At 61.8% G+C, this 21,056-nt stretch carries 19 protein-coding genes and 3 tRNA genes; 9 read left to right on the forward strand and 13 right to left on the reverse strand.

Annotated features, from left to right (window positions below):
• Positions 1 to 68: 68 nt before the first annotated feature.
• The 6 genes from IEX64_RS04935 to tkt form a co-directional block, all read right to left on the reverse strand.
• Positions 69 to 980 carry a fructose bisphosphate aldolase gene (locus IEX64_RS04935; RefSeq protein WP_188818581.1) on the reverse strand — a complete coding sequence of 304 codons (912 nt, stop codon included), beginning with the start codon at positions 978 to 980 and terminating at the stop codon, positions 69 to 71.
• Between the two features lie 97 nt (positions 981 to 1,077).
• Entirely contained in the window at positions 1,078 to 2,214 is a 1,137-nt protein-coding gene (locus IEX64_RS04940; protein WP_188818582.1) for an acyltransferase family protein, read from the reverse strand.
• A gap of 42 nt (positions 2,215 to 2,256) precedes the next feature.
• The gene (locus tag IEX64_RS04945; protein ID WP_188818583.1) at positions 2,257 to 3,456 is read right to left on the reverse strand and encodes a phosphoglycerate kinase; all 1,200 of its coding nucleotides are present in this window, start codon (positions 3,454 to 3,456) and stop codon (positions 2,257 to 2,259) included.
• Positions 3,453 to 3,878, reverse strand: coding sequence for an MOSC domain-containing protein (locus IEX64_RS04950; protein ID WP_188818765.1), 426 nt, complete (start codon positions 3,876 to 3,878; stop codon positions 3,453 to 3,455). The genes IEX64_RS04945 and IEX64_RS04950 overlap by 4 nt, the downstream gene beginning before the upstream one ends.
• Before the next feature lie 62 nt (positions 3,879 to 3,940).
• Positions 3,941 to 4,948 (reverse strand): type I glyceraldehyde-3-phosphate dehydrogenase, encoded by a 1,008-nt coding sequence (gap, locus tag IEX64_RS04955; protein WP_188818584.1) that lies wholly within the window; start codon positions 4,946 to 4,948, stop codon positions 3,941 to 3,943.
• A gap of 12 nt (positions 4,949 to 4,960) precedes the next feature.
• Positions 4,961 to 6,949 (reverse strand): transketolase, encoded by a 1,989-nt coding sequence (gene tkt / locus IEX64_RS04960; protein WP_188818585.1) that lies wholly within the window; start codon positions 6,947 to 6,949, stop codon positions 4,961 to 4,963.
• A gap of 221 nt (positions 6,950 to 7,170) precedes the next feature.
• On the opposite strand from tkt, the gene IEX64_RS04965 reads away from it, so the two are divergent.
• From IEX64_RS04965 to IEX64_RS04980, 4 genes are all read left to right on the forward strand, one after another.
• Positions 7,171 to 7,326 carry a hypothetical protein gene (locus tag IEX64_RS04965; protein WP_188818586.1) on the forward strand — a complete coding sequence of 52 codons (156 nt, stop codon included), beginning with the start codon at positions 7,171 to 7,173 and terminating at the stop codon, positions 7,324 to 7,326.
• Positions 7,323 to 7,631: a cell division protein ZapA gene (locus IEX64_RS04970; RefSeq protein WP_188818587.1), complete on the forward strand. Its 309-nt coding sequence runs from the start codon at positions 7,323 to 7,325 to the stop codon at positions 7,629 to 7,631. Before IEX64_RS04965 ends, IEX64_RS04970 begins: the two co-directional genes overlap by 4 nt.
• 918 nt (positions 7,632 to 8,549) lie before the next feature.
• Positions 8,550 to 9,155 (forward strand): 5-formyltetrahydrofolate cyclo-ligase, encoded by a 606-nt coding sequence (locus IEX64_RS04975; protein WP_188818588.1) that lies wholly within the window; start codon positions 8,550 to 8,552, stop codon positions 9,153 to 9,155.
• Position 9,156: 1 nt separating this feature from the next.
• Positions 9,157 to 9,372 (forward strand): DUF2842 domain-containing protein, encoded by a 216-nt coding sequence (locus IEX64_RS04980; RefSeq protein ID WP_188818589.1) that lies wholly within the window; start codon positions 9,157 to 9,159, stop codon positions 9,370 to 9,372.
• 87 nt (positions 9,373 to 9,459) lie between these two features.
• On the opposite strand, the gene IEX64_RS04985 is transcribed toward IEX64_RS04980, so the two are convergent.
• Both IEX64_RS04985 and IEX64_RS04990 read right to left on the reverse strand, forming a co-directional pair.
• Positions 9,460 to 9,536 (reverse strand) — tRNA-Asp (locus tag IEX64_RS04985).
• A gap of 70 nt (positions 9,537 to 9,606) precedes the next feature.
• Positions 9,607 to 9,683 (reverse strand) — tRNA-Asp (locus tag IEX64_RS04990).
• A gap of 199 nt (positions 9,684 to 9,882) precedes the next feature.
• Between IEX64_RS04990 and IEX64_RS04995 the strand changes: the two genes are divergently transcribed.
• Entirely contained in the window at positions 9,883 to 10,332 is a 450-nt protein-coding gene (locus IEX64_RS04995) for a hypothetical protein (RefSeq protein WP_229710078.1), read from the forward strand.
• A gap of 9 nt (positions 10,333 to 10,341) precedes the next feature.
• On the opposite strand, the gene IEX64_RS05000 is transcribed toward IEX64_RS04995, so the two are convergent.
• The 5 genes from IEX64_RS05000 to thyA all read right to left on the reverse strand — a co-directional run bounded on the left by IEX64_RS05000 (position 10,342) and on the right by thyA (position 16,006).
• Complete coding sequence (locus tag IEX64_RS05000; RefSeq protein WP_188818590.1) at positions 10,342 to 11,706, reverse strand: dihydrolipoamide acetyltransferase family protein; 1,365 nt, start codon at positions 11,704 to 11,706, stop codon at positions 10,342 to 10,344.
• Between the two features lie 4 nt (positions 11,707 to 11,710).
• A complete protein-coding gene (locus IEX64_RS05005) occupies positions 11,711 to 12,763 on the reverse strand; it encodes an alpha-ketoacid dehydrogenase subunit beta (protein ID WP_188818591.1) in 1,053 nt (350 codons plus the stop codon).
• Between the two features lie 5 nt (positions 12,764 to 12,768).
• Positions 12,769 to 14,067 carry a 3-methyl-2-oxobutanoate dehydrogenase (2-methylpropanoyl-transferring) subunit alpha gene (locus tag IEX64_RS05010; RefSeq protein WP_188818592.1) on the reverse strand — a complete coding sequence of 433 codons (1,299 nt, stop codon included), beginning with the start codon at positions 14,065 to 14,067 and terminating at the stop codon, positions 12,769 to 12,771.
• Between the two features lie 139 nt (positions 14,068 to 14,206).
• A complete protein-coding gene (locus IEX64_RS05015) occupies positions 14,207 to 14,980 on the reverse strand; it encodes an enoyl-CoA hydratase/isomerase family protein (RefSeq protein ID WP_188818593.1) in 774 nt (257 codons plus the stop codon).
• 99 nt (positions 14,981 to 15,079) lie between these two features.
• Complete coding sequence (gene thyA, locus IEX64_RS05020; RefSeq protein WP_188818594.1) at positions 15,080 to 16,006, reverse strand: thymidylate synthase; 927 nt, start codon at positions 16,004 to 16,006, stop codon at positions 15,080 to 15,082.
• A gap of 152 nt (positions 16,007 to 16,158) precedes the next feature.
• Here thyA and IEX64_RS05025 point away from each other — a divergent pair, with 152 nt between their 5' ends.
• The 4 genes from IEX64_RS05025 (at position 16,159) to IEX64_RS05040 (ending at position 21,019) form a co-directional block, all read left to right on the forward strand.
• The gene (locus IEX64_RS05025) at positions 16,159 to 16,500 is read left to right on the forward strand and encodes a hypothetical protein (protein ID WP_188818595.1); all 342 of its coding nucleotides are present in this window, start codon (positions 16,159 to 16,161) and stop codon (positions 16,498 to 16,500) included.
• The gene (locus IEX64_RS05030) at positions 16,497 to 18,044 is read left to right on the forward strand and encodes a methyl-accepting chemotaxis protein (RefSeq protein WP_188818596.1); all 1,548 of its coding nucleotides are present in this window, start codon (positions 16,497 to 16,499) and stop codon (positions 18,042 to 18,044) included. The genes IEX64_RS05025 and IEX64_RS05030 overlap by 4 nt, the downstream gene beginning before the upstream one ends.
• Positions 18,045 to 18,130: 86 nt before the next feature.
• Positions 18,131 to 18,207, forward strand: a tRNA-Pro gene (locus IEX64_RS05035).
• A gap of 391 nt (positions 18,208 to 18,598) precedes the next feature.
• Entirely contained in the window at positions 18,599 to 21,019 is a 2,421-nt protein-coding gene (locus IEX64_RS05040) for a TonB-dependent receptor (RefSeq protein WP_188818597.1), read from the forward strand.
• The last annotated feature ends 37 nt before the right edge of the window (positions 21,020 to 21,056 follow it).

A 21,056-nucleotide genomic window follows, 5' to 3' on the forward strand; every position in this document is an offset into this window, starting at 1 on the left:
TGCCCACAAACGAAAAGGCGGCGCCCGCAGGGCACCGCCTTCGCGTCTTGAACGATGGGTCGAAGCGATCAGGCCGTTGCGGCGGCTTCGGCCTTCTGGGTCGAACCCTTGTAGATGTCGTCGATCGCTTCGGCGAGCGAGGCATTAAATTCGGCATCGCTCATCTGCGCGCGCAGATCGTTGAGCAGCGCGCGGCTGAAGCTGGCGATGATGCCCTTGTTCTTCGCCAGTTCGACGCAGGCTTCCTTGCGCGAATAGCCGCCCGACAGCGCGACGACGCGCAGCACCTTCGGGTGCTCGACGAGCGGGTCGAACGTGCCCGGAACTACCGGCAGCGACAGCTTGAGCATGACCTGCTGGCCTTCGGGCAGCTCGTCGAGGTTCTTGAGGATTTCGGCGAGGAGGATCTTGTCGCAGTCGGCGCGGGTTTCGCTCTTGATGTTCACTTCCGGCTCGATCATCGGCATCATGCCGTGGCTGATTACCTGCTTGCCGACTTCGAACTGCTGCTTGACGATAGCAGCAATACCTTCGGCATTGGCCGAGTTGATCACCGAGCGTTCCTTGGTGCCGAACACGCCGAGAGCCTTCGAACGCTCAAGCAGGGCGTCGAGCGTCGGCATCGGCTTCATCATCTGCACGCCGTTGGCTTCGTCTTCCAGACCCTTGTCGATCTTGATGAAGGGAACGATGCCCTTGGCGATAAGCGCCGATGGGGTCGGCACGCCGCCCACCTGGCCGTCCATGGTGCGTTCGAACAGGATCGCACCGATGACCTTTTCGCCGGTGAACACGGGGGAGGAGATGATGCGGCTGCGCATCTCGTGAATCAGGCCGAACATTTCTTCTTCGGTCGACCAGGCATCGTCTTCAATGCCGTAACCCTTGAGCGCCTTCGGCGTGGAACCGCCGCTCTGGTCGAGGGCCGCGATAAAGCCGTTACCTTCGGCCATCTTCCCCGCCATATCCGTGTACTGCATGTTACTCCTCCTGAACGTCGAAAAACTTTAGATCACCGTTACCGCCGCAATGCGTATTTCGCAACTGCGGCAAGGACAAGTTACGCTGCCTGTGCGATCAGGCGGTACTAGCCGCCAACGATGACTTGCGGGTGCGATGAAAATAAGCGGAAAGTCGCCGCCGCACCGGTTCGTCGAACCATTTTACCGCGCACCACGACAGTATCAGGCCCGTCCCGATGTAAAGCACTGCGCTCAATAACGCTGGCACGCCCACATCGTTCTTCAGCCACTTGAACGGATCGATCAGTGCCCAGTGGACCGCATAGAGCGCAAACGACACGTCCCCGAGGAACCGGGCCGGCGGCGCGAGCATCGCCGGAACCTCGAAACGTGCTCCCAAAATCAACAGGATGGGCCACAGCACCAAGATGCACGCGAGATCGTACAGCCCCACTTCCGGGGTCTTGACCGGAATGCTGATCCCCATCCCAAATCCTACGAAGAGACCGAGCAGGTAGGCCGCCGCAAGCAGCAGCAGTGCACCAGCCCAACCACGAGGACGATCCGCCGGTTGCGGGAGGCGGGCAATCACTGCCCCAAGCGAGAACGAGAACATCGTCCGCGCAAGCGCGGTCGGCCATTCACGCCACAACGCACCAATGTTGGCGTTCTGACGTTCGAGGATGACCGGCACGAGCAGCGCGGCACTGATGAGGCAGATACCGATCAGCCCCCATTTCGGCAGCCGGAACATGACCGTCACCATGGCCAGACTTGCCAGTAGCTCGAAGAACAGCGTCCAGGCAGGCAGGTTTATCGGAAACAGCGCCTGCGCGACCGGGGACGGCAGCATCAGCAGGTTGGTGGGCAGACTGTAGAGTATCTTGTGCGCAACCGCGGAATTCCACCCCTCACCGGCCAGCTTGCCAAGCGCGGTGAGGGTGCACAGGATTATGCCCAGCAGGAACAGTGGATAGAGTCGGATCGCGCGTTGCCGCATGAACGCGAGCGTTCCGTAGCTACGTTCCTTCCATCGGGTGTAGTAAGCCTGCCAGAGCACGAAACCCGACAGCGCGAAGAAGAAATCGACGGCTATGTACCCATGCGGTGCGCGGATGAAGTCGAAGTGGAAAAGCGCGACGGCAAGCGCAGCAATGCCGCGCATCCCGTCCAGCGTGACGTAGCGACCGGGCACCGACCGGACAGGCGTCGATACGCCCGCTCGGTCCGTGGCTGTCCCGGTTTCGCTCATGCCCCTGATCCTTCTGCCCGGCAGCGCCGCAGGTCGGGCCGCCTAGACGAGAAGCGCCGCCACGCCGGGCAGTTCCTTGCCTTCCATCCATTCGAGGAAGGCACCACCAGCGGTGGAAATATAGCTGAAGTCCTTCGCAACACCGGCATGGTTGAGTGCCGCAACGGTATCGCCGCCGCCGGCCACCGAGACCAGCGTGCCTTCGATAGTCAGCGCAGCAGCCGTCTTGGCAAGGGCCACGGTGGCGGCGTCGAACGGGACCATCTCGAACGCACCGAGCGGGCCGTTCCACACGAGCGTACGGCAGGTCTTGAGCACATCGCCCAGCGCTTCGGTTGCCGCCGGACCGGCATCGAGGATCATCTCGTCGGCAGCGACTTCATGCACGTTGCATGTACGCAGCGACGGCGGATTGGCCGCAAATTCCTTCGAGACCACGACGTCGTAAGGCAGGTGCACGGTGCAGCCGGAACTGTCCGCAGCGGCGAGAATCTCGTTCGCCGTGCCGGTCAGATCGTGCTCGCACAGCGACTTGCCCACATCCACACCTTTTGCAGCGAGGAAGGTGTTGGCCATTCCGCCGCCGATGATCAGGTGATCGACCTGCGTCACCAGGTGCTTGAGCACGTCCAGCTTCGAGGAAACCTTTGCACCGCCGACAACAGCCGCAACTGGCTTGACCGGATTGCCGAGCGCCTTGTCGAGCGCGGTGAGTTCGGTTTCCATCGACCGGCCCGCATAGGCGGGAAGCAGCTTGGCCAGGCCTTCAGTCGTCGCATGCGCGCGGTGCGCGGCGGAAAAGGCGTCGTTGACGTAGAAATCGGCATTGGCGGCGATAGCCTTGGCCAGTTCCGGATCGTTCTTTTCCTCGCCCTTCCAGAAGCGGGTGTTCTCGAGGATCGCGACGTCGCCGGCGCGCAGGATGCCGACCGACTGCTCGACCACGGGGCCGGCGATCTCGGGCACGAACATCACTTCCTTGCCGAGCACCTTCTCGACCGCGCCGACCACCATCGAAAGCGACATGGTCGAGACGCGCTCGCCCTTGGGGCGGCCGAAGTGCGCCAGCAGCAGGACCTTGGCGCCCTTCTCGGTCAGGTCGACGATCGTCGGCACCGCCGCGCGAATGCGCGTATCGTCGGTGACAGATCCGTCCTTCATCGGCAGGTTGAGGTCGACACGCACCAGCGCCACCTTGCCGGTCACGTCGCCAAGGTCATCCAGGGTCTTGAAAGAACTCATCTCTCGATCCTCACTTCGTCGCCGACGGCAATCTCGCCGTCCTGCACCACCCGGCCGAGCACGCCCCCGCGCCAGTCCGGCGTCAGGGCGGCCGTCAGTCCGGGCCTGATTTCGTCCATGCGGCTGCATGGATCGCATTCCATGGTTATTTCGATGCGGCAGGTAGCGCCGATGGCGACAATCGCCCCCGGCTCACGCGGAAGCCGAAGCCCCGAAACACACAGATTCGCGCGCCGTGAATGCCACGGCAGGGCATCGCCTTGCGAACCTCCGGTTTCCTGCGTCGCCGCTTCCCAGCTTTCCGCCTCGATGATCGAGACCTGCCGGCGCGGCGGTTTCACGGCGCCCTGACGCACGACGCCGCGAAAGTCCCCTTGGACTCCCGCGGCGGCAGTGACGGCGACGGACTGCAATTCCTCCATGGCAGCGCGCGATTTCGATCGCCGCGCGATGCCCTGGAGTGTGCCCGTCGCCGAGTTCACTTTCAGAGGAACTTCGCCATCGCACCCGCAGTGTCGAGCATGCGGTTGGAGAAGCCCCACTCGTTGTCGTACCAGGAAACGACACGGACGAACTTGCCTTCCATGACGGCCGTTTCGAGGCTGTCGACGGTCGAGCTCGCGGGGTAGTGGTTGAAGTCCGAGGAGACCAGCGGCTCTTCGGTGTAGGCCAGAACGCCCTTCATGGCGCCTTCCGAGGCAGCCTTGAGGGCAGCGTTGATCTCTTCCTTGGTGGTGTCGCGCTTCGGCACGAAGCACAGGTCGACCAGGCTGACGTTCGGCGTCGGCACGCGGACCGACGAACCGTCCAGCTTGCCCTTCAGTTCGGGCAGCACGAGGCCAACCGCACGGGCAGCGCCAGTGGTGGTCGGGATCATGTTGGCGGCACCGGCACGGGCGCGGCGCAGGTCGCTGTGGATCTGGTCGAGCATGCGCTGATCGTTGGTGTACGAGTGGATCGTGGTCATGAAGCCACGTTCGATGCCGACGGTGTCGTTGCAGACCTTGGCGAGCGGCGCCAGGCAATTGGTGGTGCACGACGCATTCGATACGACGATCTGGTCGCCGGTCAGCGTTTCGTGGTTCACGCCGAACACGATCGTGTTGTCGACGCCGGTAGCCGGAGCCGAGATCAGCACGCGCTTGGCACCAGCGGCCAGATGCGGCTCGGATGCTTCCTTCGACTGGAAGAAGCCGGTGCACTCGAGCACGATGTCGATGCCGAGTTCCTTGTGCGGCAGCTTGCCGGGATCACGCTCGGCAGTGACGACGATGTCCTTGCCGTTGACCGTGATCTTGCCTTCGCCGGCCTCGACCGTGCCCGGGAAACGGCCATGGGTGCTGTCGTAGGAGAAGAGAAGAGCGTTCGACTTGGTGTCGGCCAGGTCGTTGATCGAGACCAGTTCGAGTCCGCAGTCGGGGCGTTCCAGAATGGCGCGAGCGACAAGCCGCCCAATACGTCCGAAACCGTTGATCGCAACCTTGGTCGCCATAAATACTCCTCCTTAGGCGCTTAGCTTGTCCAAAATCTTGGGCACAATTACTTCAGCCGTAAAGCCGAAGCGGGCAAAAAGGTCTTTCGCCGGAGCCGATGCCCCAAAGCGATCCAGACCGATATTCAGTCCGCCGTTGCGGCTGAGCGCGGTGTAGCGCTCCCAGCCCATCGTCGCGCCGGCTTCGATCGACACGCGCAGCAGCGCCGGATCGTGCGGCAGAACTTCGTGCTTGTAGGCTTCATCCTGCGCTTCGAACAGCTCCATGCACGGCATGGAAACGACGTCGGCACCAATGCCCTGGCCTTCCAGTACGTCGCGAACCTTGCAGGCCAGTTCCACTTCCGAACCGGTGGCAATGAGGATGACCTTGCGGTCCGCCTCGGCGCTACGCAGCACATAGGCTCCGTGGGCCGAGAGCATGTCGCCCGACTTGCGAAGCTGCGGCAGGTTCTGACGCGTCAGCGCGAGAACCGAAGGCGTCTCTGCCGATTCCAGTGCCAGATTCCAGCACTCGGCCGTCTCGACAGCATCGGCCGGACGGAACACGTTGAGGTTCGGGATCAGGCGCAGGCTCATTACCTGCTCGACCGGCTGGTGAGTCGGGCCGTCTTCACCAAGACCGATGGAATCGTGCGTCATGACGTAGATCGACCGGGTCTGCTGCAGCGCCGCCATGCGGATCGCGTTGCGGCAGTAGTCCGAGAAGATCAGGAAGGTGCCGCCGTAGGGGATCACGCCGCCGTGCAGCGCCATGCCGTTCATCGCGGCGGCCATGCCGAATTCGCGGATGCCGTAATAGACGTAGCGGCCCGAGTAATCGTCATCCGTGAACGGGGCCTGACACTTTGCCTTGGTATTGTTCGAACCGGTAAGGTCAGCCGAACCGCCGATCATCTCGGGCACGACAGGCGCGAGGACGTTCAGCCAGTTCTCGGAAGCCTTGCGGGTCGCGACCGTGGCATCCCCTTCGACCCATTCGGTCAGCGCCTTGCGGATGGCATCGCCGTTGGGAAGTTCGCCCGCCATACGGCGCTTGAACTCGGCCGCGTGCGCACTGACGGCGAGGCGCTCTTCCCAGGCCGCGTGCAGCTTCGCACCAGACTCACCGAGCGAACGCCAGTCAGCGAGCACTGCGGACGGGATTTCGAACGGCTCGGAGGTCCAGCCCAGATATTCGCGCGCGGCCGCGACTTCGTCCGTGCCGAGCGCAGCACCATGGACGTCGTGACCGCCCTGCTTGTTCGGCGCGCCCTTGCCGATCACGGTGCGGCAGGCAACGAGCGACGGCTTGTCGGACGCAGCAGCTTCGGACAGCGCCCGTTCGATATCGGCGTAGTCGTGACCGTCGCAATCGAACACGTCCCAACCGGCAGCGCGATAGCGGGCCGGAATGTCTTCGGAAGTCGAAAGCGAGGTGTCGCCGTCGATGGTGATCTTGTTGTCGTCCCACAGAACCTTGAGCTTGCCGAGCTTCAGGTTGCCGGCAAGGCCGATCGCCTCGTGGTTGATGCCTTCCATAAGGCAGCCGTCACCCGCGATGACCCAGGTGTTGTGGTCGACCAGATCGTTGCCGAACGTCGCATTGAGCTGGCGCTCCGCCATCGCCATGCCGACGGCCATCGCAAGGCCCTGACCGAGCGGGCCGGTGGTGCATTCCACGCCCGGAATCAGGAAGTTCTCCGGGTGGCCGGCGCAGGGGCTGCCGAGCTTACGGAAGTTGCGGATGTCGTCCATCGTCGGGCTTGCGTAGCCCGTGAGGTGCAGGAGCGAGTAGATCAGCATCGAGCCGTGACCGGCGGACAGAACGAAGCGGTCGCGGTCGGCCCACTGCGGATCGGCGGGATCGAACTTGAGGAACTTGGCGAAAAGAACGGTCGCCACGTCGGCCATGCCCATCGGCATGCCGGGGTGACCGCTGTTAGCCGCCTGAACCGCATCCATCGACAGCGCCCGGATGGCATTGGCCATCGGCGCAAAACGGTCGGGGGAAAGGGTCATGGGGTAGCTCCGGAAAACGGGAAATTGCAGGATGATTCGAAGATTTGCGCCCCCCTTTAGGGAGAGGGGCCTTCCCGTCAAGTTCAGCGCCCGAATTCACGACAGTCGTTGCCTGTGCTGCGACCTGTCCATCTCTTCACGAGATTGTGAACAACCTTGGCCAAATACTTGCCTCGTGGCGATAATGAGTTAGCGATGGTGTCATGGAGGATGCATCGATCGTGAATGCGATTGAAAGGATCGAAGCCGCCCTGACGCGTGCCGAAGCCGCCTCGCGCGAAGCGGCGGATCTTCGCCAGCGGCACGAGCGCCTCAAGTCCTCCGTTTCGCGCTCTCTGGAAAATCTCGACACGCTGATCGCCGGGCTGCGGCGATGAGCAATGTCACACTGTCCATCGGCGGCCGCAACTTCACCGTCGCCTGCGCGGACGGCGAGGAAGCGCACATCGGCAAGCTGGCCGCACTGATCGAGGAAAAGGTCACCACCGCTGGCATGGGCGGGCAGACCGAAACCCGCATGCTGCTCTATGCTGCGCTTCTCCTCGCGGACGACGTGCATGAGCTGAAAAGCCGCGCTGCCGATATAGCCCTGCCTGCCGATTTCGAGGATCGGCTCGGCCAGATTGCCACACGCATTGAAAATCTTGCGGACGTCCTTGAGGGACGCCCCGTGAACGCCTAGATAGCACTGGACGGGATCTGCCCGGCACGAGCCGTTCGAACATCCCTGAGGCTATAAGCAATCCAAGGGGGCTGTCCCTGCCCGGACCGTGGTCCGACGTATATGGCTCCCACCTGACGTTGAGGCGTCAGAGGATTTCTAGGCAACCGACCCATGGTGGATTCCGTCACCTTTTCAACGACTTAGGCAGATTGTTCCAACATTCAAACCTGTTTGAACTGGGCTTTTTGGAACGATCGTCTCAACTACTTGAAACTCTTAGCCTGTTCGAACGGTGTCATTTTCCTACAGGGCATATTGTAGTATGTCGCTAACTTCTCGCTGCACAGTGGTGCTAATGCTGCGCCCCATTCTTGCACGGCCAAGCAATCCTGAGAGCATAGAGCATTGATGTGAGCCCTTGCTCATTCGGCTTCCAAACACCGGCCTTTTCGAAATATTCAACGTACACAGCAGCCATCTCGCTGGCCAAATTTGCATCAGTCCGCGGGTTTGATGGGATACAATATTGCCATTGATTGCCTGGCTTCATGCGGCTCGAATATCCCATTGCGACGAGCGCAGTTCCCACACATTGAGCCGCCGAGTAAGGCCTGTATTGAGCGTCGTTCTTTGGAACATCGTCGTTCCTCAAAAATAGGCTGCAGCCGATGTAGGTTTCCCGCGCTGTTGGCCCTTGATCAGATGCAGATGCGCCAGTCGGGCATTGAGATCCAACGGTTAGCGCTGCCGAGAGAATGCGCTTCAACATTATTTTGCCTCCGCAAATTGACCGCCCCAAAGACGTGTAGGCATAGCGCTTAATATGATAGGATTATCGTTCCAACTTTTCGCCAAATTTCTAGCATTTTTGGAACGATTTCACCCTGCAAACCCGCAGAAATGCGTTGTCCTGCCGACTTTCTAGGAAAACGACCCATGGTGGACCCGTCACCCCCAAGGCATCCCGCCGACCACAAGAAGACCTTGCGCAAGGCCTTTCGCGAGGCCCGCGCGGCGCATGTCGCGGCCTTGCCGGAGAGCCTGCGGGCACTCGTTCTCAATCGCCCGCCGGGACCCGTGACCGGCATGATACCATCCGACGCAACCGTGGGCCTCTATCATGCCGTGGGCTCCGAAGCCCCGACGCATGGGTGGGCGCGCTGGCTCTCCGAGAACGGGCATCCGATCGCTCTTCCCTGGTTTGGCGAACGCGATGCGCCGATGGAATTCCGTCTATGGGACAATCCCTGGGATGAGGACGCCCTGCTGCAGGGCCCTTGGGGTGCTCTTCAACCGCCAGAAGGCGATGGTCCGGTGGTTCCGCAGTTCCTCGTGGTGCCGTTGCTGGCATTCACGCCAAGCGGCCGGAGGCTCGGCCAGGGCGGCGGTCATTATGACCGCTGGCTGGATGCCCATCCCGACGTTCCTGCAATCGGGCTTGCATGGGACTGCCAGATCGCCGAGGAGCTGCCGCACGAAGACCATGATCGCCACCTCGCGGCCGTGGTGACACCGACACGTATCTACGAAGGACAGATGTGACATGCGCGAGGCCCCGACATGGCGGATACCGATCGGCGTCCTGCTGCTGGTCGTCGCGCTGGCTTTCTATGGCATAGCCGTCGCCACATTCGTCCCGCCGCTGATCGGCGAGTGGAATGCGCTTGCCCAGACGCCCGTCTACGTCGTGCTCGGCATTGTCTGGATCCTCCCCTTGCGGCGGTTCCTGATCTGGATGGAAACGGGCCGCTGGGGCTGAACGCATCAGACCCCCATCGCAGCCAATAAAAAAGGCCGGGTTTCCCCGGCCTCGTTTTGTTTGCTGCGGCAGCCACTTCGTGAGAAGTGGCGCGAGTGACGGGACTCGAACCCGCGACCTTCGGCGTGACAGGCCGACACTCTAACCAACTGAGCTACACCCGCGCAGCTATATCTCGATCAAGTCGCGCCTGATCATCCGCATCTCTTCCGGTTTCCCGGTAGAGTTCCCAAGTGGCGCGAGTGACGGGACTCGAACCCGCGACCTTCGGCGTGACAGGCCGACACTCTAACCAACTGAGCTACACCCGCGTACTTTGCGGTGCGTCCGCTTGGGAGCCGCGCCACTAAGACAGCCATGGGGGCCTGTCAACTGCCTTGCCTAGGGGTGGACGATTTTTTGTGTCGCACCGTTCCAGCACTGTGCGCTGGCCTCTGAATTAACCATATTTTCGCGAACCCGCGGCATGTTCCATCTGGTCCGCAACCGGGCTGACAGGAACCCGATATCGTGCCTTGGAACCGCAAAGCGCTCTTCGTCTCTGCCATCGCCCTCGCAGGCGCATTCAACGGCCCGGCCCGGGCCGCTCCGGTCGTCGCGACCGACAGTGCCGTCTTCGTTGAACGAATCGCGCCCGATACGAGCCGCCGGCTCGAACCGGCCAGCAGGCTGGCCCGCGGCGATCGTGTGGTGACTGTCGTGCGCTGGTACCGAATGGGCGGTGACGGCGGCTTCGTGATTACCAACCCCTTGCCCGCATCCCTGGCCTATGAAGAAAGCGCCTCGGACTTCCAGGAAGTCTCGGTCGATGGCGGGCGAACCTGGGGCCATCTGGAAAATCTGCGCATAGGCACGCGTGACGCAACGCCTGAAGACGTCACCCACGTTCGATGGCGTATCCCCGCCAGCAGCGCTGCACGGGGACGCGGCGAAATCGTCTACGCCGGAACGGTCCGCTAGATCCTGCGCTCAGCCCGCAAGGATCAGCGCAGGCGCTTCGATCAGCTTCCTGAGATCCTGCGCAAAGCTGGCAGCATCCCATCCGTCGACGACGCGGTGGTCGCAGCTCATCGAGATGTTCATCAGCTTGCGCTTTTCGACGCGTTCGGCGCCGCTCGCATCGCGCACGAACATCGGGCGCTCGACGATACGGTTGGGGCCGATGATCGCCACTTCGGGACGATTGATGACCGGTGTTGTCACCACACCGCCCATCGGGCCGAGCGAGGTGACGGTAATCGTCGATCCGGAAAGCTCCGCCGACTTCGCCGATCCGTCGCGCGCAGCGTTGGCCAGACGCGAGATTTCGGTGGCCAGCTGCCAGAGGTTGCGATCCTGTGCATCGCGGATCACCGGAACCATCAGTCCTGCCGGCGTCTGCGCCGCCATGCCGAGATGGACCGAGCCATAGCGCGTCACGACACCGGCTTCGTCGTCGTAGTGCGCATTGAGCATCGGATATTTCGGCATGAGCTTGCAGATTGCCGAAATCAGGAACGGCAGCATCGTCAGCTTGGGGCGGTCGCCCCGCCCTTCATTGAGTTGCGCGCGTAGCTCTTCGAGCGCCGTGACGTCGTATTCCTCGACATAGGCGAAGTGCGGGATGTTGCGCTTCGAGGCGGCCATGTTCTCGGCAATGCGGCGACGCAGGCCGATGACGCGGACCTGCTCATCCCACCCCTTCTGCCCGGCAGGCTGGAAGCCGCCGGCGGAGTTGTAGGCCAGGAACGCATCGAGGTCGGCGTGACGGACACGGCCATCTTCGGCGGGACGGACCTCACCAAGATCAATGCCGAGGTCCTGCGCACGCTTGCGCACCGCCGGACTGGCCATGACCTTGGACTGTCCGGCGGCAGCCCGGGCAGCCGGAGCCTTGGTACCTGTCGCCGCCGGAGCGGTCTCTGCCTTCGGCTTGGCCGCAGGTTCGGGCGATGGCTCCGGTGCAGGCGCAGGCTTGGGAGCCAGGGCCGTCTCGGGAGCGGCAGCCGCGACACGATCAACGTCACCCGCATCGGGGTTTTCCGCCTCAATCCGCTCCTCGACCTCTTCGTCCTTGGGAGCGGGACCACCGGCATCCTTCTCGTTGCCGGCACCTTCGACTTCGATCACCACCAGGGGCGAGCCGATGGCGATAACGTCGCCGGCATCGCCGCCGACTTCGATCACCTTGCCGGCGACGGGGCTTTCCATTTCGACAGTTGCCTTGTCGGTCATCATGTCGGCCAGGCGGCCGTCTTCCTCGACGGTATCCCCAACCTTCACGTGCCAGGCGACAATCTCGGCCTCGGCGATGCCTTCACCGATGTCGGGAAGGCGGAATGTATAGCGACCCATTGGATCAATCCTTCATCAGCCGGTCCACCGCCTCGCCAATGCGGACGGGACCGGGGAAATAAGCCCATTCAAGGCTGTGCGGGTACGGCGTGTCGAAGCCGGTCACGCGCTCGATCGGCGCTTCCAGGTGATAGAAGCAACGCTCCTGCACGAGCGAAACCAGTTCCGCGCCGAAGCCGGAAGTCTTGGTCGCCTCGTGTATCACCAGACATTTCCCGGTCTTTTCCACGGACTTTTCCACAGCATCGATGTCGAGCGGGACAAGCGTGCGCAGGTCGATGATCTCGGCATCGACGCCCTTTTGCGCCAGCACCGCCTCGGCCACGTGTACCATCGTTCCGTAGACCAGCACGGTCATGGCCGAGCCTTCGCGCACGGTGCGCGCCTTGCCGAGCGGGATAGAATAGTACCCCTCGGGCACCTTGCCGCCCGAATGCGACTTCCACGTCTTGGACGGGCTGTCGTAATTGCCGTCGAAGGGGCCGTTGTAGATGCGCTTGGGCTCGAAGAAGATCACCGGATCGTTGTCTTCGATTGCGGCGATCAGCAGGCCCTTGGCATCGTGCGGGGTCGAGGGGATCACTGTCTTCAGGCCTGCAACATGCGTGAACAGCGCTTCGGGGCTCTGGCTATGCGTCTGACCACCGAAAATGCCGCCGCCGAAAGGCGAGCGCACCGTCAGCGGGGATGTGAACTGCCCGGCCGAACGATACCGCATGCGCGCCGCTTCGGAGATCAACTGGTCTAGCCCGGGATAGATATAGTCGGCGAACTGGATCTCCGGCACCGGGCGCAAGCCATAGGCTGCCATGCCCACCGCGGCACCGATGATGCCGCACTCGTTGATCGGGGAATCGAACACGCGGTTCTTCCCGTATTTCTTCTGCAACCCGGCGGTGGCGCGAAACACCCCGCCGAAATAGCCCACGTCCTCACCGAGCACGACGACGTCGGGGTCATGGCCCATCATGACATCGAGCGCGTCGTTGATCGCCTCGATCATGTTCATCTGCCGGGTCGGGGCCTCGTGGAGGCTGACCGCGTCCTCTTCCAGCATGCCCCCTACTCCTTCCACTCTGGAAACTTGGTTCGTCGTTCGCTGATCGCCTGATCGGCCTGTTCGCGAAGATTCCAGGGCAGGTCTTCGAAAACGTCCTCGAACATCGTGTGGAACGGATGATGCAGACCATGGCCGAGGATGCCGTTCTTCTCGGCCTCCTTGGTTGCCGTACGGACTTCCTCGGCAAGCGCCTTGTCCATTTCCGCGTGCTGCTCATCGGACCATTCGCCGAGCCCGATAAGGTGGTTCTTCAGGCGCATCACCGGATCGCCCAGCGGCCATTCCTCCGCCTCACGCGCCGAGCGGTAGGCGCTCGGGTCGTCGGAGGTCGAATGGCCTTCGGCGCGGTAGGTGAAATGCTCGATAAGCGTGGGTCCCTTGTTTGCCCGCGCGCGGTTGGCCGCCCAGTCCATCGCGGCGTAGACGGCAAGCGCGTCGTTGCCATCTACCCGGAGCCCGGCAATGCCATAGCCGTTGGCACGCGCTGCGAAGGTCGTGCGCTCGGATCCGGCAAAGCCCGAAAAGCTCGAAATCGCCCACTGATTGTTGACGACGTTGAGGACGACCGGCGCGTTATAAACCGCAGCAAAGGTCATCGCGGCGTGGAAATCGCCTTCCGCGCTCGATCCTTCGCCGATGAAGCTGGTGGCGATGCGGGTATCGCCCTTGATCGCACTGGCCATCGACCAGCCCACAGCCTGCGGGAATTGCGTGGCAAGATTGCCCGAGATCGTGAAGAAGCCGTAGTCCTTCGCCGAATACATGATCGGCAGCTGCCGTCCTTTCAGGCGGTCCGCACGGTTCGAGTAGATCTGGTTGATCATCTCGACGAGCGGATAGCCGCGCGAAATCAGGATACCCTGCTGGCGATAGCTGGGGAAGACCATGTCGTCGTCGGCCAGAGCGAAAGCACAGGCCACTGAAATCGCCTCTTCGCCGGTCGACTTCATGTAGAAGCTGGTCTTGCCCTGCCTCTGCCCGCGATACATGCGGTCGTCGAAGGCGCGCGTGAGCGCCATTGTGCGCAGCATGCCGCGCAGAGTCTCAGGATCGAGCTTGGGATCCCACGGGCCGACGGCCTGGTCGTTCTCATCGAGAACACGAATCAGATCGGTCGTGAGCGGCCAGGTTTCGTTTGCCTCACACGCCTCGTCCGGACGGCGCGCAGTGCCCGCTTCCGGTATCTCGAGATGCGAATAATCCACGACGTCGCCCGGCCGGTACCGGGGTTCGGGGACATAGAATTCCAGCGGCGGCAGATTACCCCGCGGCTTACCTGATCTAACCGGACCTTCGGCCATTTTCATGCTCTCCCGTCATGGTCGGGCCGCAAGAACCTTGAGCATCAAAATTCTACGGTGAGGTCATATTATTACGCACTCCCGCAATGTCAATCGCGCGTGATGCACAGCGGAAGCAGACCCTCCACCGAAGCAACGCCTATCTTCCGGTAAAGTTCGCTGCGCGCCGCTCGAACACGGCAGCCACCCCTTCGGCATAGTCCGCAGTCCCCTTGAGCGCGGTCTGCTCAGCGTGTTCGTGCTCCATGGCTTCCACCACTTTCGCGGGCAGGTCACCCGTCAGCGTCGAACGAATGGCGACAAGCGCAAGCGGCGCGTTGCAGGCGATCTCTTCCGCCATGGCCAGCGCGTCGGCTTCCAGGCTCTCTGCCGGGGCCACCCGATCCGCCAGCCCCCATTCGAATGCCTCTTCTGCCTTGATGCGGTTGCCGCTCAGCATCATCCACGAGGCCTTCTGCGTCCCGACGATGCGCGGCAGCGTGTGGGTAATGGCAAAGCCGGGGTGGAATCCCAGCTTCACGAAGTTCGCGGAAAACCGTGCGGCAGGTGATGCGATCCGGAAGTCCGCCGCGAGCGCCAGCCCCAGACCGGCGCCGATCGCCGCGCCTTGCACCACTGCTATCATCGGCTTCTTGCGCTTCATGATCCGCGCCGCGTTCTGATAGAACAGGGCGATTTCATTCATGCCCTCGGCGCCCTGCACTTCATCGGCACCGGCAAGATTGGCCCCGCCGCAAAACACCTTGCCTTCGGCGGTCAGCAGAATGCAGCGCGTGTCGATGTCCGCATCCATCACATCGATCGCATCGGCCAGGGCGCAAAGCATCCCCGACGAGGCAAAGTTATGGGGCGGCGCGGAGAAATGGATCTCGCCGACATGGCCATGATTGCGGGTGGTTACGTCGAATGTCACGAACAAGCCCTTTCGCTGCGCAGAAGTGCGCCCGGGCTGTATCCGACATTACGGGATGTCAAGCCGCGCAGCGCCGGATGTTGGCGCCTCAATATCTGTTCAGACCGCTACGGGGGCAGCGATGTGCTTATGGGGTTCGTAGTCGTGAACCTCGAAATCCTCGATACGATAGTCGAAGATCGATACCGGTTTGCGCGTCAGCTTCAGCACCGGGTGGCCGCGCGGTTCACGCGCAAGTTGCTCATGCACCAGATGCTCGTGATTGAGATAGACGTGCGCGTCGCCCGCGCTCCAGACGAGTTCGCCCGGCTCGAGGTCGCATTGCTGCGCCAGCATGCGTAGCAGCATTGCCGCCGAGAAGGCGTTGAAGGCGAATCCCAGGCCCAGGTCGCAGGACCGCTGCCAGAGCATGCCGGACAGTCGCCCGCCGGCAACATGGTACTGATAGGTCATGTGACAGGGCGGCAGCGCCATCCCGCCCAGTTCAGCGACGTTCCATCCGGTAAACAGCAACCGCCGCGACGTCGGGTTAGTGCGAATATCCTGCACGAGCTGCGCGATCTGGTTAACCGGCTCGCCGCGCCTGAACAGCCCATCACCGACCAGTTCATACGTATCCCAGTTCACCCACTGTTTGCCGTAAACCGGGCCAAGATCGCCCCATTGTGCCGCAAAGGCATCGTCTTCGAGAATGCGGGCCTCGAAGCTGTCGCGATCAATGTCCTCGCCCGTTTCGCGCCGATAGCGATCAAGGGGCCAGTCGGTCCAGATATGCACTTTCTGACGCACGAGTTCGCGGATGTTGGTATCGCCGGTTAGGAACCAGAGCATTTCCCGCGCGGCCGTCTTCCAGGCGACCCGCTTGGTCGTCAGCAAAGGGATTGCCTCATCCGAGAGATCGAAACGCATGGTGGGGCCAAACAGCGATCGTGTGCCGACACCGGTGCGGTCACGCCGTTCATCGCCCTGCTCCCAGACCTTGCGAAGCAGATCGAGGTACTGGTGTTCGAAATGCGGGGCAGTCATCGACGGTCTCGGCTCCTTGTCGGTTCCTCCATCGACCTAACCGCAGCAGCGGGCGAGGAAAAGAAGGTTGCCCAATTTACTCCACGACCTTGGTGATATTCCCTAATGCCAATTTTGCCCGGTTGAAGCGGGTTCCGAGCGATAATCGCCGAATGCCCCTCAAGATTTCCACCACGCTGAAGCGCCTGCTGCCAAGTCCGTTGGCGCTTCAGGGAGTCGTAGCCGTTATAGCATTGGCTTTTGCTCTCTCTCCCGCTCACGGCGGTACGGCGCTCTATCTGCCTCTCGATGGCAGCGACACGGCAAATGCCGTGGCCTGGTCCCGGCAGAATGGTGCGCGCCTTCTTGCTCCGGGCCCTTACGACGGGGCTTTCATCATTCGCGTGAACGCGAGCAAAGATGCCCTTTCCGCTTATTCTAGCGGAGCCCTGCTGATCTCCGTACCGGAATTTCTCTGTGGTGGTCCTGAAACAGAAACGGCTAAAACATCATGAACGGCCTGAATGAATTGCGCCGCAAGGGCGCCCTCGTCCTGATTTACGTGAGCTGGGTGTGCGTGGCCGTGATTGGCTTATGCACTTTCCTTGCCGATACGGGCTTCATGCCGGTGGCCGTTGCAGGTTTCATTACGGCGGTCCCGACATTTCAGGTCGTTCGCGGCGTATACGATGCCCAGACCCGGATGGCTATCGGGCTGGCACTGCCGCTCTATCCAGCCATCCTCCTTTGGCAGTGGGCCGGCGGGCAATGGATGCTCGACATCCACATGATCTTTTTCGCGGCAATCGCGATGCTCACGATCATGGCGGACTGGCGCCCCATCCTCGTGGCAGCGGGCGTTACCGCAGTCCATCACCTGACCACCAACTTCGCTGCCCCCTCGATCGTGTTTCCCAACGGTTCGGACTTGGAGCGCGTTGTTTTTCATGCGGTTGTCGTAGTGATCGAGACGACTGTCCTGATCATCATCGCGCGCAACGTGGAAAAGCTGGTGCTGGACCAGGCTGCGGCCCAGGAAGAACGTCAGCAGGTCGAAGAAGAAGCCCAGCGCGAGCGAAGCCGCACGGCCGAGCAGCAGAACCTGGTCATCGAGAAGATCGGTACGGCCCTCGGTTCGCTGGCCAAAGGCGATCTCTCGCTGCGGCTTACGGAAGCCTTTCCTGCCAGCTACGAAAAGCTGCGCACCCATCTCAACTCAGCTGTCGCCGACCTTGAGGACATCGTCCGCAACGTGACCGGCGCTTCCTTGCAGATTGAAAACGGATCGAGCGAAATCCGCAGTGCCACGGAAGATCTGGCCATGCGCACCGAACAGCAGGCTGCCACACTGGAAGATATCGCAGCGACCCTGCGCCAGCTCAATTCCAAGGTCCAGGCCAACGCTACGAGCGCGCAGGAGCTGCAAGGAAACGTCGCCCGTGCGCGGCAGGATGCCGTCAACGGCAGTTCTGTTGTAGAGACCGCCGTGCAGGCGATGGGCGAAATCGAGCAATCGGCGGACCAGATCAGTCAGATCATCACGCTGATCGACGGGATCGCCTTCCAGACCAACCTGCTCGCTCTCAATGCAGGCGTCGAAGCAGCCCGCGCGGGCGAGGCAGGAAAGGGTTTTGCCGTCGTTGCCACCGAGGTGCGGGCGTTGGCCCAGCGGTCCGCCGATGCCGCCAACGAGATCAAGGCGCTCATCGAAACCTCTGCCAGCCAGGTTGCCCGCGGGGTGAAACTGGTAGGCGAGTCGGGCGAGTCATTGTCGACGATCGTGTCGGGCATTGCCCAGATCAACGAAACGATCGAGACGATCGCGAGTGTTTCGCGTGAACAGGCCCAGGAAATCGGCCATGTCAACGAACGCATCGCGCGCCTGGACTCGGCCACCCAGCAAAATGCGGCGATGGTCGAGCAAGGCACTGCCGCTGCGCGCCACCTCTCCAACGAGGCGATCACGCTCGGTCAGATTGTGGCCCATTTCAAGCTTTCCCAGGAGCCGGCCGGCGGTTCCGGCCGCGCTTCGCATACCTCTTCCCGCCAGGCCGCATGATTTGCACAATCGGCCCTTGCCACCGCAAGAATCGCTCTCTATAGGCGCGCTCCTGCCTCGGGCCGCTTTCGCGCGGCACGATCGGTCGGGGAGTAGCTCAGCCTGGTAGAGCACTGTCTTCGGGAGGCAGGGGCCGGAGGTTCGAATCCTCTCTCCCCGACCATTTCACCACATCGGATCTATACTCAACGGCACCGCCGGCACACCATGTGCCCGGTGCCTTGATCCGTTCTGGCTTCCACAAAAATCGAACCGGCAAGAGCTTCGGCAAGCGAGGAGATTGCTGCCGAATCGGGGGCGTTCACACGCGATCGGCTGTGAACTCATCACTGGCGATCATGCCTGACATTCGCGCCACAGCGGCCTCGCGCCCGGAATCGCCAATTTTCGAGCAATTCGAAAGTGAATCCGGTTCATTTTTTCCGCGCCCGTTGCCGCGATGTCACAGTCTATCGCTCCTACGTAATCTTTTCGCACGCGCGTTGACTTAAAACTGAACGATCTTCAGTTCCTGCGCGCAACAAGCAACCCTGCACTACCTCATGGGAGAGATTATGCGCCTTATTTCCAGCCTGCTGCTGTGCTCTGCGAGCGTGGCCGGCCTTTCGACGCCTGCCTTCGCACAGGACACCGCGCCGGAAGCCGAAGCCGATACGTCGTTCACCGAAAACGTCATCATCGTTCAGACCCGCCGCCGCGCCGAGGACGTTCAGGACGTTCCCGCCGTGATCGACACCGTCTCTGCCGACGACGTCGACAAGCTGAACCTGCGTAGCTTCAACGATGTTGCGTCGATCGTTCCGGGTCTGCAACTGGACACCGAATCCAATGGCGTTGGCGGCGGCGCCAAGCTGCGCGGCGTCAACTTCGACGTGAGCGCGAGCGGCAACAACCCGACCGTCGAGTTCTATTTCAACGATGCCCCGATCACGGCCGGCGTCATCCTCCAGCAGATGTACGACATCGGCATGATCGAAGTGCAGCGTGGACCGCAGGGCACCCTGCGCGGCCGTGCATCCCCGTCCGGCTCGATTACGGTCACTGCCAAGAAGCCCGATCTCTATGAACTCGGCGGCTTCGGCGACATGACCGCCAACGACATCGGCACGCTGAACTTCAAGGGCGGTCTGAACATTCCGATTGTCGAAGGCATCGCCGCCATTCGCGTTGCCGGCGTGTGGGATGAAAACGAAGGTGACCGTGTTCGTTCGATCTACCCGGTCAAGGATCCCTTCTCCCGCACCAAGAGCGGCCGCATTTCCGCACTGGTCCAGCCCACCGACTGGCTCAAGCTGGAAGGCATGTACCAGCGTCTCGACCGCGAGGCCCGCTCGTACACTCAGGTTGCCTCGTTCAGCGAAGTGAATCCCGACGCGCCGGAAAGCCCCGTCTACATCTCCTCATCCGACCGCCTCTCCAACATGGAGCACGGCCTCGACACCCGCCAGGTCTATGACATCTACAACTGGCGCTCCGAAGTTTCCGCTTTGGGTCAGGTCCTCATCTACCAGGGCCAGCACTACACCCAGAAGATTTCTGGGGCAGAAAACATGGACAAGGGCAACTATTTCGACGGCGATTTCTTCCGTTACAACTACTCGCACATCAAATCGACGTCGCACGAAATCCGGCTGCAGAACGATGCTCGCCTGTTTGGGATGATCGACTATGTGGTCGGCTTCTTCGACTACAAGAACGACACCCCGACCGAGCTGCAGAGCCCGACCATCCTCGGCATGCCCAATCCGTTCGTCCCCAATCGCGGCCTTCTCGCATCGGCCCTGGATCCGCGGCTTGATGACACCATCATCACCGAGATCGATCGCACCGGCGGTTCGCATGAGCAGTCTTTCTTCGGAAACATCACGGCTCACATCAGCGACGACACGGAAATCGCGGGTGGCCTGCGTCATATCGACTACAACGATACCAACGGCCTGGTTGTCGGCGGCACACCGATTGCTTCGACCGGCCAGAGTGCAAAGAAGTGGATCTACAGCGCCTCGGTGAAGCACAACTTCACTCCGGACCTGATGATCTATGCAAGCACGGGCAGCTCCTGGCGCCCGGGTCTCAACGTCGTCGGTGACTTCAACCGTGCCCCGTCGGCCCTCGAACAGAGCTTCGTGAACTTGCCGGCCGAAACTTCGAAATCCTACGAAATCGGTCTGAAGAGCACGCTACTGGGCGGACGCGCCAACTTGAATCTGACGGCCTACCACCAGAAGTTCAAGAACTACCCCTACCGCGTCCCCAACCAGGGCGTGTACTATGTGAACACTGCAGTTGACCGGACGACCGGCGATGTTTTTCAGGAGGTAGCTCAGTTCAATTTCGTCGGCGCCGTGCCGGTGGAAGTGAACGGCATCGAAGGCGACCTGTCCGTAGCAGTCACGAACAACTGGGACGTCGGTATCACTGCCAGCTACTCGATCGGCAAGATCAAGGACGGCACCATCCCGTGTAATGACCTTAACGGTGATGGCGTGCCCGATTCGACCGTCTCGGCACCCTCCCTCGAAGAACTTCAGGCCGCCGTGGGCAGCAACAATCTGTCAGCCTGCAACGTCTCGCAGCGTTCGGGCTTCCAGGCTCCGTTCAGCGCCACACTCCGTTCGGAATACCGTGTGCCGGTCTCCGATGACGTGGAAGGCTATGTTCGCGGTCTCGTGAACTTCAACGGCAATTCGCGCGTGGACCCGACAAACATCTACGACGACGTGGATTCCTACGGCCTGCTCAACCTCTACGCCGGTATTCGGGCATTTGACGGCGCTTGGGCGATCTCGCTGTTCGCCAAGAACGTGCTCGACACGACCAAGACGCTCACGCGTGGCGATCCGCTGTTCACGTCGTACCGCAACATCGCCGCAGGTGGTGCCGCGACGACCTACACCAGCACGTACAACTCGGTGACCACCACCGCGCCGCGTGAATTCGGTATCAACGTGCGTTACGCTTTCGGCTCGCGCTGATAGCAGCACACGGCAACTGCCGCATGCGAAGAGGCGG

The organism is Novosphingobium indicum (assembly GCF_014645195.1).
GTDB lineage: Bacteria > Pseudomonadota > Alphaproteobacteria > Sphingomonadales > Sphingomonadaceae > Novosphingobium > Novosphingobium indicum.

What these genes read in the sequence shown, in the direction of transcription:
- tkt (WP_188818585.1), bottom strand. Translation starts at nt 6,949, where the DNA reads ATGACCCTTTCCCCCGACCGTTTTGCGCCGATGGCCAATGCCATCCGG.
- IEX64_RS04980 (WP_188818589.1), top strand. Translation starts at nt 9,157, where the DNA reads ATGCGCGAGGCCCCGACATGGCGGATACCGATCGGCGTCCTGCTGCTG.
- IEX64_RS04935 (WP_188818581.1), bottom strand. Translation starts at nt 980, where the DNA reads ATGCAGTACACGGATATGGCGGGGAAGATGGCCGAAGGTAACGGCTTT.
- IEX64_RS05030 (WP_188818596.1), top strand. Translation starts at nt 16,497, where the DNA reads ATGAACGGCCTGAATGAATTGCGCCGCAAGGGCGCCCTCGTCCTGATT.
- IEX64_RS04975 (WP_188818588.1), top strand. Translation starts at nt 8,550, where the DNA reads ATGGTGGACCCGTCACCCCCAAGGCATCCCGCCGACCACAAGAAGACC.
- IEX64_RS04950 (WP_188818765.1), bottom strand. Translation starts at nt 3,878, where the DNA reads ATGGAGGAATTGCAGTCCGTCGCCGTCACTGCCGCCGCGGGAGTCCAA.
- IEX64_RS05000 (WP_188818590.1), bottom strand. Translation starts at nt 11,706, where the DNA reads ATGGGTCGCTATACATTCCGCCTTCCCGACATCGGTGAAGGCATCGCC.
- IEX64_RS04945 (WP_188818583.1), bottom strand. Translation starts at nt 3,456, where the DNA reads ATGAGTTCTTTCAAGACCCTGGATGACCTTGGCGACGTGACCGGCAAG.
- IEX64_RS05005 (WP_188818591.1), bottom strand. Translation starts at nt 12,763, where the DNA reads ATGCTGGAAGAGGACGCGGTCAGCCTCCACGAGGCCCCGACCCGGCAG.
- IEX64_RS05040 (WP_188818597.1), top strand. Translation starts at nt 18,599, where the DNA reads ATGCGCCTTATTTCCAGCCTGCTGCTGTGCTCTGCGAGCGTGGCCGGC.
- IEX64_RS04940 (WP_188818582.1), bottom strand. Translation starts at nt 2,214, where the DNA reads ATGAGCGAAACCGGGACAGCCACGGACCGAGCGGGCGTATCGACGCCT.
- IEX64_RS05025 (WP_188818595.1), top strand. Translation starts at nt 16,159, where the DNA reads ATGCCCCTCAAGATTTCCACCACGCTGAAGCGCCTGCTGCCAAGTCCG.
- IEX64_RS04970 (WP_188818587.1), top strand. Translation starts at nt 7,323, where the DNA reads ATGAGCAATGTCACACTGTCCATCGGCGGCCGCAACTTCACCGTCGCC.
- IEX64_RS05010 (WP_188818592.1), bottom strand. Translation starts at nt 14,067, where the DNA reads ATGGCCGAAGGTCCGGTTAGATCAGGTAAGCCGCGGGGTAATCTGCCG.
- gap (WP_188818584.1), bottom strand. Translation starts at nt 4,948, where the DNA reads ATGGCGACCAAGGTTGCGATCAACGGTTTCGGACGTATTGGGCGGCTT.
- thyA (WP_188818594.1), bottom strand. Translation starts at nt 16,006, where the DNA reads ATGACTGCCCCGCATTTCGAACACCAGTACCTCGATCTGCTTCGCAAG.